This window comes from Alloalcanivorax venustensis ISO4 (assembly GCF_015356855.1).
Classification (GTDB): domain Bacteria; phylum Pseudomonadota; class Gammaproteobacteria; order Pseudomonadales; family Alcanivoracaceae; genus Alloalcanivorax; species Alloalcanivorax venustensis.
In genome coordinates, this window is record NZ_ARXR01000007.1 from 49740 (window position 1) to 62363 (window position 12624).

The 12624-nt window shown below is 68.1% G+C and carries 15 protein-coding genes; 7 read left to right on the top strand and 8 right to left on the bottom strand.

Translation table 11 applies throughout. From position 1 onward, the window contains the following. Nucleotides 1–116: 116 nt before the first annotated feature. Nucleotides 117–1028, bottom strand: a complete 912-nt coding sequence (locus ISO4_RS06035) for a 6-carboxytetrahydropterin synthase (protein WP_142947353.1) — start codon at nucleotides 1026–1028, stop codon at nucleotides 117–119. A 252-nt stretch (nucleotides 1029–1280) separates the two neighbouring features. Here ISO4_RS06035 and ISO4_RS06040 point away from each other — a divergent pair, with 252 nt between their 5' ends. From ISO4_RS06040 to ISO4_RS06055, 4 genes are all read left to right on the top strand, one after another. Next, nucleotides 1281–1619: a histidine triad nucleotide-binding protein gene (locus ISO4_RS06040; RefSeq protein ID WP_142947352.1), complete on the top strand. Its 339-nt coding sequence runs from the start codon at nucleotides 1281–1283 to the stop codon at nucleotides 1617–1619. 68 nt (nucleotides 1620–1687) lie between these two features. Next, the gene (locus ISO4_RS06045) at nucleotides 1688–2095 is read left to right on the top strand and encodes a hypothetical protein (protein WP_194855511.1); all 408 of its coding nucleotides are present in this window, start codon (nucleotides 1688–1690) and stop codon (nucleotides 2093–2095) included. 50 nt (nucleotides 2096–2145) lie between these two features. Beyond that, entirely contained in the window at nucleotides 2146–2739 is a 594-nt protein-coding gene (locus tag ISO4_RS06050; RefSeq protein ID WP_194855512.1) for a GNAT family N-acetyltransferase, read from the top strand. 253 nt (nucleotides 2740–2992) lie between these two features. Beyond that, nucleotides 2993–3622: an acyl carrier protein phosphodiesterase gene (locus ISO4_RS06055; RefSeq protein ID WP_228547947.1), complete on the top strand. Its 630-nt coding sequence runs from the start codon at nucleotides 2993–2995 to the stop codon at nucleotides 3620–3622. Here ISO4_RS06055 and ISO4_RS06060 read toward each other — a convergent pair. Both ISO4_RS06060 and ISO4_RS06065 read right to left on the bottom strand, forming a co-directional pair. Then, complete coding sequence (locus ISO4_RS06060) at nucleotides 3609–4442, bottom strand: SDR family oxidoreductase (RefSeq protein WP_142947350.1); 834 nt, start codon at nucleotides 4440–4442, stop codon at nucleotides 3609–3611. The genes ISO4_RS06055 and ISO4_RS06060 overlap by 14 nt on opposite strands. Nucleotides 4443–4536: 94 nt before the next feature. Continuing rightward, nucleotides 4537–5409 carry an alpha/beta fold hydrolase gene (locus tag ISO4_RS06065; protein ID WP_228547948.1) on the bottom strand — a complete coding sequence of 291 codons (873 nt, stop codon included), beginning with the start codon at nucleotides 5407–5409 and terminating at the stop codon, nucleotides 4537–4539. 32 nt (nucleotides 5410–5441) lie between these two features. Here ISO4_RS06065 and ISO4_RS06070 point away from each other — a divergent pair, with 32 nt between their 5' ends. Continuing rightward, nucleotides 5442–5813, top strand: a complete 372-nt coding sequence (locus ISO4_RS06070; protein ID WP_323745344.1) for a 3D domain-containing protein — start codon at nucleotides 5442–5444, stop codon at nucleotides 5811–5813. Here ISO4_RS06070 and ISO4_RS06075 read toward each other — a convergent pair. Next, nucleotides 5810–6577, bottom strand: a complete 768-nt coding sequence (locus ISO4_RS06075; protein ID WP_194855515.1) for an SDR family oxidoreductase — start codon at nucleotides 6575–6577, stop codon at nucleotides 5810–5812. The genes ISO4_RS06070 and ISO4_RS06075 overlap by 4 nt on opposite strands. A gap of 36 nt (nucleotides 6578–6613) precedes the next feature. Further along, a complete protein-coding gene (locus ISO4_RS06080) occupies nucleotides 6614–7087 on the bottom strand; it encodes an LEA type 2 family protein (protein WP_142947347.1) in 474 nt (157 codons plus the stop codon). 112 nt (nucleotides 7088–7199) lie between these two features. Between ISO4_RS06080 and ISO4_RS06085 the strand changes: the two genes are divergently transcribed. Next, nucleotides 7200–7715: a macro domain-containing protein gene (locus ISO4_RS06085; RefSeq protein WP_214013205.1), complete on the top strand. Its 516-nt coding sequence runs from the start codon at nucleotides 7200–7202 to the stop codon at nucleotides 7713–7715. A 77-nt stretch (nucleotides 7716–7792) separates the two neighbouring features. Then, entirely contained in the window at nucleotides 7793–9145 is a 1353-nt protein-coding gene (locus tag ISO4_RS06090; protein WP_194855517.1) for a nicotinate phosphoribosyltransferase, read from the top strand. Here ISO4_RS06090 and ISO4_RS06095 read toward each other — a convergent pair whose 3' ends face one another. From ISO4_RS06095 to ISO4_RS06105, 3 genes are all read right to left on the bottom strand, one after another. After that, nucleotides 9146–10069: an alpha/beta hydrolase gene (locus ISO4_RS06095; RefSeq protein WP_194855518.1), complete on the bottom strand. Its 924-nt coding sequence runs from the start codon at nucleotides 10067–10069 to the stop codon at nucleotides 9146–9148. Then, on the bottom strand, nucleotides 10053–11507 hold the full coding sequence (locus ISO4_RS06100) for a flavin-containing monooxygenase (RefSeq protein WP_194855519.1): 1455 nt from the start codon (nucleotides 11505–11507) through the stop codon (nucleotides 10053–10055). The genes ISO4_RS06095 and ISO4_RS06100 overlap by 17 nt, the downstream gene beginning before the upstream one ends. Nucleotides 11508–11846: 339 nt before the next feature. Then, nucleotides 11847–12596: an SDR family NAD(P)-dependent oxidoreductase gene (locus tag ISO4_RS06105; RefSeq protein ID WP_194855520.1), complete on the bottom strand. Its 750-nt coding sequence runs from the start codon at nucleotides 12594–12596 to the stop codon at nucleotides 11847–11849. Nucleotides 12597–12624: the final 28 nt, after the last annotated feature.

Genomic DNA, 12624 nt, shown 5'->3' on the forward strand with positions numbered 1-12624 from the left:
CGCGCTGATGGCATGGGCGCTTGCTGATACGCAGATAGGCCGTTGCGAATCCGCAGGGCCTTGTTTCGCCATTAACTATTCACTGTTAACTCTTAACTGGCTCTTCAGTGCTGTCTTCACAGCACTGAAGAGCCTTGGAGCCAGCCCGCTTTGGCGCGGCCGGGGTTGTCTTCGCCGGCTTCGGCGATGGCGCCCTTGCCGACGCCTTCGAAGGCGCGCACCCGGAAGCGCTTGCCGGGGGCTTCGCGGGCCAGTTCCTCGGCGATGTGTTCGGCGAGGTTTTCCACCGTGGAGTCGGTGTCCACCAGGTAGCAGTGGTCCTCGGGGATCACCAGCTCGAAGTGGCCCTGCTCCGCGTCGTAGCGGAAGCGGTGGTGGGGCACGTCTTCCACGTAGTAGGTGCCTTCCAGGTCCGAGCGGGTGCCGATGTAGATGTCCTCCCAGCGGTCCGCCCAGAGCTTTTCCCAGTAGCGGCTGCGGCGCCCGTTCTCGAAGATCTCGATGCCGGAGCGGTGGCCGTGGGCGATGCGCTGGCAGTTGCCGTCGTGTTTCTTGAGGCCGTGGGAGTAGTGGTAGAACGGCGCCGTGCCGGTATCCTGCTCGCGCAGCACCACCCGCACCTCGGTGACGTTGTCGGGCACCGAATCGCGGATCAGGTCCATCAGATAGAGGGTGACGCCGGCCTTGGTGATCGCCGTGCCGGACAGCTCGAGAATGCTGTCGGCGGGGGCCACCATGCGGATCTCGCCGGCCAGGTAGCGCCACTCCAGGCTGATGTGGCCGTCATCACGGCGGTGCAGGCCGAGCAGATCGCTTTCCCCGGGCAGCAGCAGGCGGTGGTCGACCCGTTCGTCCACGGCCTGCTTCAGGGCTTTCTTGATGTGACCGAAATCAAACACCATGCCCTGGGCGTCCAGGTCGCCGGACAGCTCCAGGTCCACGATCCAGGACTCCCCGACCATGCCGCGCTTGGCGTGCAGGTAGGAAAAGTCCACAACGGTCAGATTTTCAACGAAAAGCGTGGCCATAGAGCCCCGTCGGTTGGAGAGTGAGCGGTTGTCCCCGCCATTATAGTCAGTCGGGGCGCGGGGACTCACCCCAACTTCGATAAATAAGCAGCCGTTCTTCCCGGTGTTGTGAACGGGAACACGCGGCCCGGCCGCCGGTCCACCCTTCTGGCAACCGGCTGCGGCTTGTTCTATGGTTGGGAGCCTCTGAGAACGCCTCTGCCTGAACATTGAACGTCCGCGCGCCAGCCCGCGTGGTAAAAGGGAAAGACCATGAGCGAAACGATTTTCTCCAAGATCATCGACCGGGAAATCCCGGCGGATATTATCTACGAGGACGACCTGTGTCTGGCGTTCAAGGACGTCAACCCGCAGGCGCCGACCCATTTCCTGGTGATTCCCAAGAAGCCGATCCCCAAGCTGTCCGACGCCGAGCAGGGCGACAAGGAATTGCTCGGACACCTGTTGCTGGTCGCCGGTCAGGTGGCCGGGGAACAAGGACTGGAGGATTTCCGTCTTAATGTGAACAACGGCGCCGGCGCCAGCCAGACCGTGTTCCATTTGCACGTGCATGTGCTGGGCGGGCGTCCGTTCAGCTGGCCGCCGGGCTGAGGCCCGGCGCTCCGCCGGAATGAATCGGGCGGGAACAATAAAAACGCAGAATAAAAAAGGAGTGCACCATGAAGACATCCTGGGTTGTTATCACCCTGTTGCTGACCGTCACCGGCCTGGCCAAAGCGGTACCGCCGCAGAACCCGGAGCAGGTCAACGCCATGATTGAGGAGCTGAAAAGTCTGCATCAGCAGGGCGTCGAGCTGCACCGCGACTATGATTCCGAGGACCCGGCGCAGCGTAAGGCGTGCCAGGCCGAGCACGCCGGGCTGGGCGCCCAGGCCACCGAGCTGCGTAACCGCGCCGCCAAGCTGCCGGAACTGGCCTACCGGGTGAACCTGACCATGGCCGCCAATGACGCCGTGGGCTGCGTGTCCTGCACCAGCGACGGCGGTGACTGCGACGCCATTCCCGCCGCCCTCAAACGGGTCGACCGGCAAATGAAGGCCGGCACCGAGGCCGCCGGCGGCGACTGACGCCGATATCCGTTATCCTGACGGTTTCCCGAACCGACAGGATGACAACCATGGCGGTATGGATCGAACCGGTCACGCTGGACGGCGAGCACGTGGTGCTGGAGCCGCTGACGGCCGACCACGCCGAGGCGCTGGCCGACGCCACCGCCGACGGCGAGCTCTGGAAACTGTGGTACACCTTCGTGCCTTCGCCGGACCGGGTCACCGCCTATATCGAGACCGCCCTGGAGGGCCGCGAGCGGCACGGTGACCTGCCGTTCGCGGTGCGCCACCGGGAAAGCGGGCGGGTGATCGGCAGCACCCGCTTTTTCCGCGCCGATGCGGACAACCGCCGGCTGGAGCTGGGGCACACTTGGTACGCGCGCCGCTTCCAGCGCAGCGCCGTGAACAGCGAGTGCAAACTGCTGCTGCTCGGCCACGCCTTCGAACGCCTGGAGGCGATCGCCGTGGAGCTGCGCACCCACTGGCACAACCACGCCTCGCGCAACGCCATCGCCCGGCTGGGCGCCAAACAGGACGGCGTGCTGCGCCATCACACGGTGAGCGCCGACGGTATCTACCGGGACACGGTGGTGTTTTCCATTCTCAGCCAGGAGTGGCCGGCGGTGCGCCAGAATCTCAACCTGCGGCTGGGCCGCCTCTAGTGGTCCATGCGGTTAATTCTGTCACTCTCAGCCGCCACACAAGCGGCGTGGGCCAGGCGCGCGAACGCAGAACTGGTGGTGCCAATTCAAGTGAGCGCAACACCGACCACGGCGCTTGTGTGGTGGCCCTTCGGGAGAGCCTGTGCCGGCGCGACTCGGCGTTGCGTCTCTTGGCAAGGGAACCACCCTTGCCGGCGATACGCGCCTTGATTCGCGCCGGCACAGGCACTCTGAGAGTGACAGAATTAACCGCATGGACCACTACATGAACTACTTCGCGCACCTCACGCTGGCGCGACCCACGGTGCCCTCCAAGGTGGGCAACCTGCTGGGGGATTTCATGCGCGGTGTCCGCGAGCCGGACCTGCCCGAGGCGGTGCGCCTGGGGCTGCACAACCACCGGCTGGTGGACCGCTTCACCGATCATCACCCCCTGGTGATCGAGAGCCGCGCGCTGTTCTCCCCGCAGCGGCGCCGGTTCGCCGGGGTGGCGCTGGACGTGTTGTTCGATCACTTCCTGATCCGCCACTGGTCGCGCTTCCACGACACGCCGCTGGACCAGGCCATCGACAAGGATTACCGCCTGCTGCGCGACGGCGCCGCCCTGATGCCGGCGCCCATGCGCGCCACCACCGGGCGCATCGTCGAGCACGACTGGTTCGGGCACTACGCGGAGCTGGAGAACGTGGGCCGGGCGCTGGACCGGATCGCCGCCCGGGTGCGCTTCGCCAACCGGTTCGATGGGGCGATTGAGGATATCGAGCGCCACCACGACCGGCTGGAAGCGGTGTTCCTGGCGCTCTACCCGGCGTTGCGGGAACACGTCGACGAGCAGGCCCTGGAGGCCCCGCCCGCCGACGATGGCGGGGTTACAGCGGGTTGATGTCGAGCGCCGCCATGGTGTCCAGGTAGAGACGTTCCGCCTGCTTCTTGTTGCGCGCCCGCGGGGAGCGGGCGGCCGGACCCTTGGCGTCGAAGTAACCACCGGTGACCCCGTAGAACTCCTCGTCCAGGGCCATGCGCACCGGCAGACGCGCGGCCTTCTCCGGCGTGGTCAGGGTGGGGCGGATCAGTTTCATCGCCAGGTCCGGCACATGGCGGAAGATCGGCGTGTCCACGCCGCCCGGGTGCAGGGCGTTGCTGGTGATGCCCTGGGCCGCCAGCCGCTGGGCGAGCACGTCGCTGAACAGGATGTTGGCGAGCTTGGACTGGCCGTAGGCGTCCATCACCAGATAGGGCCGGCGACCGCGCCAGGTCTTGGTGTTAATGCGGCCCAGCCAGTGCGCCACCGACGCCACATGGATCACCCGGGCGTCTTCGCGTTGTTGCAGCAACGGGAGCAGCAGATGGGTGAGCAGCACCGGCGCCAGGTAGTTGACGCCGATCTGCATCTCGAAGCCGTCGCGGGTGAACTGCTGCCGGGTGGGTACCACGCCGGCGTTATTGATCAGCACGTCGATGCCGTCCAGCTCGTCGTTAAGGCGGCGGGCACAGCCGCGCACCTGGGCCAGATCGGACAGGTCCAGCGGGAACAGCCGCACCCGCGCCTGGGGGTGGCCGCCCTTGATGCGCGCCAGCGCCGCCTGTCCCTTGGTCTGGTCGCGGCAGGCAAGCACCACTTCCGCGCCGCGCCCGGCCAGTTGTTGCGCGGTGCAAAACCCGATGCCGGAGTTGCCACCGGTGATCAGAACCCGTTTATTCATCTGCGTTCCCTCCTGTGCGAAGCCGCCAGCCTAGCATAGAAAAATTACCCAAAGCGGTACCCGGAAAGCGCCGGTGCACGGGCGCTGCGGCCTGTTAGCGCGATGTTGCCCGGGCGCCGGCCCAGCGCTTGATGGCGGCGGTGACCCTGGGCCAGTGGCGCCCTTGCAGCAGCAGATGCGGCCCCCGCGGAAACGTCTGATAATCGCCGTGCGCGCCGAGCCGGTCACGCAACCGCTGAATGCCCACCGCCGGCACCGAGGTGTCGAGGTCGCCGTACAGCAGCAGGGTGGGGACCGTTATGCGGTCGGCTTCGTCGCTGGCGCTGTCGGCCAGCTGGATCAGGCCCCAGTAGGCGTCCATGCGTACTTCGTGCATCACCAGCGGGTCGTTGGCGCGCCGCCGGGCGGCCGCCGGTGCCAGGTGCGGGTCATCCGGGGCGCGCTCCACATCCAGGTGGTAGCCCGGCGCCAGGGTCGCCGCCGAGCCGATCAGAACGTTCCAGCCGTAGCGCAGTCGAATGCCCTCGCGAACCGCCGGCGCCGCCAGAATCAGGCCGCGCAGCGGTATCTCCGGGTGCCGGCTGGCGACCAGCATGGCCACCGCCCCGCCCAGGCTTTCGCCGAGCAGGAACAGCGGCGTGTCCGGGTGCCGCTCGGCGAGGCGGCGCGCGGTGTCGGCGGCGTCGGCCACCAGCCGCGCTTCCCCGGCCCAGCGGCCGTCGGCCAGGGTGCGGGCGCCGAAGCCGGCCTGATCAAAGCCGTACACCTGGTAGCCGGCGGCGGCCAGATCCGGCGCCGCCAGGTCGAAGGCGGCGCTGTAGTCGCCGAAGCTGTGCAGTGCCAGAATCACCGCCTTGGGCCGGCCCGGGGCGTCCCAGGCGCGCAGCTCCAGCGGCGGCGGCACCGGCGGGCGCCCGGCGCAGGCCGACAGGCCGCCGATCAGCGACAGCAGAATAAGGAGTTTCAATGCGGACATCGAAACAGTATGGGCAAGGCCTCGTGAATGCCGGGTGGGTGCTTCTCGGGGTGTTGCTGGCGGGCCCGGCGCTCGCGGAGGAGTTTTCCCAGCGGCGCACGGTCACCGCCACCGCCTTTAACTCCCTGCCCGGGCAGGGGCACGGCGAGGACCATAGTCTGGCGGCCTGGGGCGACACCCTGGTGCCGGGCATGAAAGCCATCGCCGTGTCCCGGGACCTGCTCGCCGCCGGCCTGGATTACGGCACCGCGGTGAAAATCGAAGGCCTGGAGGGCACCTGGTACGTGCGCGACAAGATGCACGCCCGCTGGCGCAACAAGATCGACGTCTACCTGGGCGAGGACCGGGAGGAGGCCCTGCAGTGGGGCCGCCGCAAAGTGGAGATCCGCTACTAGTCGCGGCTCAGCCAGGCCATCAGGGCGCGCGTGGCCCGTTGCGGCATGACCTTCTCCAGCAGCACCGTGAAGCGGAACGGCAGCCCCACCGGCACATGCACCCGCGGGTCGCCCTGCAGGGTGTCGAAGGCGGCCCGGGCCACGTCGTCGGCGCTCAGCTTGACGCCCATGCGGCGCACCACCGGCGCTTCGAACGTCTGCTTGTTGACCATGCCGGTGTTCACGAACGGTGGCATCAGGTCCTGTACGCGAATGCCGTGGCGGCGCCATTCCAGATCCAGCGCCTCGGTGAGGCCGCGCACCGCGAATTTGGAGGCCGAATAGCTGGCCAGGTGCGGCACGCCGTACAGCGCCGAGGCGGAGCTCATGTTGAGCACCCGGGGCGAGCGGGATTGTTTCAGGTAGGGCAGGGCCGCCAGGCACATCTGCAGGGTGCCGGCCACGTTCACGTCCAGGGTGAAGCGGTGCTGCTCGGCGCTCAGGTCCTCGAAATGGCCCATGCGCAGCACCCCGGCGCTGTTGAACAGCACATCCAGGCGGCCGCCGGCGCTTTCCGCGAACGCCGCCACCGCCGCTTCGCACTGGCCCATGTCGGTGACGTCCAGCCGCCGGTACCAGCAGCGTTCGCCGAGTTCCGCGTGCACCGCCTGCAGGGCGCCCTCATTGACGTCCAGCAGGCCCACCCGCCAGCCGTTGGTGTGAAACCGGCGCGCGGTCGCCAGGCCGATGCCGCTGGCGGCACCGGTGATCAGAATGCTGTCCATGTTGCTCCCCCAGGGTAAAACGTCGGTCTCGGACAATCAGTTTGCCGGTTGGGGCGCCATCGGCAGAGTGAACTCCCCTTCCCGGTCGAAGTGAATCGGGAACGCCAGCCCGGCCACCCGCGCGCTGCCCTTGAGCTGATAGGTGAGCGGCTCGCCGGCGTTCTGCTGCAGGCGTTGCAGTTGCTGCAGGGTACCCAGCAGGCTGGTGGACACGCTGGTGGTGATCAGCACATCGTCCAGTGCCGGCAGCGTGGTCGCTTCGTTATTGTTGCCCCGCGCCAGGCGCTCGCCATTGACCAGGATCTCGTAATCCAGGGCCTTGATGGTCACTGCCCGGTCATTGGGGTTGCGCGCGCGCAGCACCGCTTGCCATCGTTGCTCGAACACGCCGGCGCTTTCCAGGCGCAGTGACGACAGGCTCACTTCCGGCGCTTCCAGGCCGGAAAAGCTCTGGCAGGCGGTGGTCAGAAGCAGCAGCACGGGCAGACTTAAACGGGCGAGTAACGGCATAACGACTCCAGCGGATCATGGGCGGCCCCCAACGGCAATGATACCGCAGTCGCCGCCGTCGCGCTGTCCCCGCCGGCCCCGCTTCGGCAATAACCTTTCGAGGAGGCACGCCATGGATATCGAATGCGTACAAGGTGACATCACCGCCCAGCCCGACCTGGACGTGATCGTCAACGCCGCCAACGCCCGCCTTGCCACCGGCGGCGGCGTGGCCGGCGCCATTCACCGCGCCGCCGGGCCGGAACTGGCCCGCGAATGCGCGCCCCTGGCACCGATCGAGCCCGGCCAGGCGGTGCTTACCGGCGGCCACGGGCTGCCCAACCCCCACGTCATTCACTGCCTGGGGCCGGTGTACGGCCGCGACCGTCCCGCCGACCGGTTGCTGGCGGATTGCTATCGCAATGCGCTGCGGCTCGCCGAGGACGCCGGGCTGACCAGCCTGGGCTTCCCGGCGCTTTCCACCGGCGCCTTCGGCTACCCGATGGATGAGGCGGCCGCCGTGGCCATGGCCACGGTGGTCTCGGAAGGGGCGCGGCTGGAGCGGGTGAAGCGGGTGCGTTTCGTGCTGTTCGACGCGGCCTCCCTGGCGGCGCACCGGCGCGCCCTGGAAGCCGCCACCGGTACTTGAAAAGCCGCCCCGGTGAGGTCAGACACAGGGGTGGCGTCGCATTGTGACGGCGCGGCTCACCAACCGCAGGAGTATCAATGGACGCTCTCTGGCCCTCGGAGCGGGAACTGGCCCTGCTCACGGACCTCTACGAACTGACCATGGCGCAGGCCTACTGGCGCGACGACCACCGCGGCGAGGCGGTGTTCAGTCTGTTCTTCCGCAAGCTGCCGGCGGGGCGCCGTTTCGCGGTGGCCTGCGGGCAGGAATACGCCGCCCATCTGATTCGCGGGCTGCGTTTCTATCCCGAGCAGATCGAGCGGCTGCGGCAACTGGATCTGTTCGAGGACGCCTTCCTGCGCTGGCTGGCCGATTTCCGCTTCGAAGGCGAGGTCCGGGCGTTGCCGGAGGGCTCGGTGGTGTTCCCCAATGAGCCGCTGCTGGAAGTGCGGGCGCCGGTGATCCAGGGGCAGTTGCTGGAAAGCCTGCTGATGAACTACGTCAACCTGGAGACGCTGCTCGCCTCCAAGGCGGCGCGCATGGTGCTGGCCGCCGACGGCGTGCCGGTGGTGGATTTCGGCATGCGCCGCATGCACGGGCTGGAATCGGCCTGGCGCGGCGTGCGCGCCTACCGGGTGGCGGGCATTGCCGGCACCAGCAACGTGCTGGGCGGCCTGAGCTTCGACCTGCCGGTGCGCGGCACCATGGCGCACTCCTACATCCAGTCCCACGATGACGAAACCGAGGCGCTGCGCCGCTACGCCCGCGACTACCCCGGTACCACCCTGTTGGTGGACACCTACGACACCCTGCGCGGCGTGGACCGGGTGATCGCTCTGGTGCGCGACGAAGGGCTGGACGTGGGCGCCGTGCGGATCGACTCCGGCGACCTCGGCGAACTGGCCGGCCAGGCGCGGCGCAAGCTCGATGCCGCCGGGCTTCAGCGGGTCCGCATCGTGGTCAGCGGTGGCCTCGATGAGCACCGCATCCAGACGCTGGTGGAGGCCGGCGCGCCGATCGACGGTTTCGGGGTGGGCACGGAAATGGGCTCGGTGGCGGACGCCCCGTCGCTGGATTTCGCCTACAAGCTCACCGAATACCAGGGCCGCCCGCGCCTCAAGACCTCGCCGGGCAAGCCACTCTACCCGGGCGCCAAGCAGGTGTGGCGCTTCAGTGACGGCGACGGCGGCTGCCACTACGACGAGATCACCGGCCGCGACGAAGCCCGCGACGGGGTGCCGCTGCTGCGGCCGGTGGTGGCAAACGGCGAGGCGGTGGCGCCGCTACCGGACCCGGATCAGGCCCGCCAGAGGCTGCGCGATCAGCTGGCCAGCCTGCCGGCGGCGGTGCGCTCACTGGCCCCGGTGGCCGAGGCCGGCGGCGTTTATCCGGTGCGCATCAGCGAGGCGCTGACGGCCCTGCGCCGCGACACGGTGTCGGCGCTGGACTGATCAGCGCCAGTGCTGGTGCAGGAAGTCGCGGCACTCCGCCAGCGCCAGGTCGGCGTCGTGCAGCATGCCGGCGTGCAGCTGGAACACGTGCCAGCGGCCCGGGTAACGCTGGTAGCGGGCGTCGCAGTCGGCGCCGTCCAGCGCCTCGGCCAGGCGTTCGCTGTCGTTGGCGAGAATCTCGTCGCTGCCGGTTTGGATCAGCAGCGGCGGCAGCCCGTCCAGGTTGCCCAGCAACGGGGACGCGCCGGCGCTGTCGCGCTGATCACCGGCGTAGGCCTCGGCGGCGAACGCCAGCCACTGCCGGTTGAGCATGGCTTCGCCGGGCACGGTGGGCGGCGTTTCCGCCAGCGTCAGGTCCACCCAGGGCGAGAACATCAGCGCGCAGGCGGGCAGCGGCTGGCCTTCGTCGCGCAGGCGCTGCAGCAGCGCCAGGGTCAGACCGCCACCGGCCGAGTCGCCGGCCACCGCCAGCCGCTCCGGCGCGTGACCTTTCTCCAGCAGCGCCAGATAGGCGCGGTGGGCGTCGTCCAGGGCCGCCGGAAACGGGTGCTCCGGGGCCAGCCGGTAGTCGGCCACCGCCACGCTGGCGTCCGCCAGTTTGGCCAGATGGCTGGTCAGCGCCCGGTGCGTCACCGGCGCCCCGCTCACGTAGCCGCCGCCGTGCAGATACAGCACCGTGCCGCTGTGGCCGTTGCCGGTCAGCTCCACCGGCACCGGGCCCAGCACCGTGCGCCGTCTGGGCACGCCGCGGGCGGGCAGGGTGGTGCGCGACAGCGCCGCCAGCCAGTGCCGTTGCAGGGCCACCGGGCTGCGTGACAGGAACGCGGGTTTCAGCAGAACGCTGAGGCTGCCGCGCAGCGTCGCCGCCAGTATTTTCTGGCCGCGCGTGGGCGCGGCGCCGCCGGTTTCACGGGTGCAACTCATAGTCTTCCGGGTCCAGGTGTCGGGTGCGTTGCCGGTAGCTGAAGGTAAAGCCCGGCCAGTTGTTGGTGTTCTTGCCGCTGGCGGTCTTGTACCAGCTCTCGCAGCCCTGGTCCCAGACCGTATCGCGCATGCGCGCCTGCAGCCGGCGGTTGAAATCGTCCTGTACGCCGGGGCGCACATCCACGAAGCGGTGGCCGTCCCGTTCCAGGGTTTCCAGGGCGCTGACCACATAGGCGATCTGTGACTCGATCATATAGATGATCGAGTTGTGGCCCAGGTTGGTGTTGGGGCCGTACAGCATGAACAGGTTGGGGAAGCCGTGCACGGTGATGCCCAGGTAGGCTTCGGCGCCGTCGCGCCAGGCCTGGTTGAGGTCCTGGCCGCGCCGGCCGGTGATAGTCATCGGTGCCAGAAAGTCGGTGGCCTGGAAGCCGGTGCCGTAAATGATCACGTCCGCCTGGTGGTGCTCCCCGTCGGTGTCTTCCACGCCGTCGGCGGTGATCGCGCGCACGCCGCCGGTGATCACCGGAATCCGGTATTTCGTCAACGCCTGGTAGTAGTCGTTGGAGATCAGGATGCGCTTGCAGCCCATCGGATAGTCCGGCGTCAGTTTGGCGCGGGTGTCCGGGTCCGGCACGCACTCGCGCAGGTGCTTCTTGAACAAGTATTCGTGAAAACGCATGGCGCCCTGCAGGCTGGTGAAGCCCAGCACCCGCGCCTCGTTCTGCGCGTAGACCCGCGCCCGGTCCAGTTTCTGAAGCAGCGGGAAGCGCGCCATCAGGCGTTGCTCGGTGGCCGAGTAGGGCCGGTCCGGTTTGGGAATCACATAGGGCGCAGACCGTTGGAACAGCAGCACCTGTTTCGCCTGCTTGGCGATCTCGGGGACGAACTGGATGGCGCTGGCCCCGGTGCCGATCACCGCCACGGTCTTGCCGGTGAGGTCCACATCGTGGTTCCAGCGGGCGCTGTGGAAGGTCTCGCCGGCGAAGCGGTCGCGCCCCGGCAGGTTCGGCCAGGCGGGCCGGTTGAGCTGGCCGGTGGCGGTGATCAGGGCGCGCGCGGTGATCGGACCGTTACTGGTGTCCAGATGCCAGAGGCCGGTGGCCTCATCGAAGCGGGCGCCGTTGACGCTGGTGCCGAAACGGATATGCGGGTGCAGCCGGTACTTGTCCGCGCAATGGCGCAGGTAGGCGAGAATTTCCGCTTGCGGCGCGAACCGGCGCGACCAGTCGAATTTCTTCTCGAAGGAAAACGAGTACAGGTGCGAGGGCACGTCACAGGCGGCGCCGGGGTAGGTGTTGTCGCGCCAGCAGCCGCCCACGTCGTTTTCTTTTTCGAGCACCACGAAGGCGTGCTGGCCCCGGTCCTTGAGCGCAATGGCCATGCCCAGGCCGCCGAAGCCGGCGCCGATGATGGCGACTTGATAATCCGGTTGCATAACAGACCCTGCCATTGAATTGGCACCACTGTAGCGCGGCCCGGACAGGCTGTTTATGGCCGCTCTGTAACCGCCCCGGTTTTTTTAGTCAGGCGTCGGCGCCGCCCCTTTCTACCAAGCTCGGTTTGTGGGGGCGGGCCTTGTGGGAGCGGGCCCCGCCCGCGAAAGGGGGCGAAGCTCCCGGCAGGATCCCAGAGCGCTTTCTAACGGCGGCACAAACAGCCTCTCTGGGATCCTGCCGGCCGGCTTTTGCCGGCCTTTCGCTTGCAGGGCAAGCTCCCACACCCCTAATGGAGGGGCCTGGCGAGGATCAACGTACTCTCTGTTAACAGGGGACGGCTACCAGGGAATCGGCGCGCCGTCCCAGGCGAAGAAGCCGCCGCTGTCCTCCTCGCCGGCGTTCTCCATGTTCCTCAATAGGCACTGGGCGGCGAAGTCGGCGCTGAACAGCTTTTCCGGGGGCACGTTGGCGCGGAACGGGGCGGACAGGCCGGTCTCCACGGTGCCCGGATGCAGCGCCAGCACGATCAGATTTTTGGCGCGCCGCCGGGCCTCCACGGCGAAGGTGCGCAAAAACTGATTCTGCGCCGCCTTGCTGGCCCGGTAGGCATACCAGCCGCCCAGCCGGTTGTCCTCGATGCTGCCCACCCGGGCGGACAGCGATGCGAACACCGCGCGGCGGTCGTGGCGCAGCAGGGGCAGCGCGTATCGGGCCAGCAAAATGGGGGCGAAGCCGTTGATGGCGAACACCCGCTGCAGGGCGGCCAGGTTCACGTCCTCCACCCGCTTTTCCGGTGACAGGCCGGTTTCGGCGTCGTGCAGCAGGCCGGCGCAGTGCACCAGGGCGTCCAGGGTGTCGGTGTGCGCCCGCACCGTTTCAAACAGGCGCGCCACGGCGTCTTCGTCGCACAGGTCGGCGGCCAGAGGGTGCAGGCGATCCGGCGCTTCGGCGGCGAGCGCCGCAAGCGCGTCGCTGCGGTCCGGGTCGCGGCTGACGGCGAAAACCCGGTCCCCGGCGCGCAGACAGCGCGCGGTCATCGCCAGGCCGATGCCGTGACTGGCACCGGTGATCAATCGTGTCGGAGTCATCGGCACAGTGTTGCGCCTGTTCCAGAAA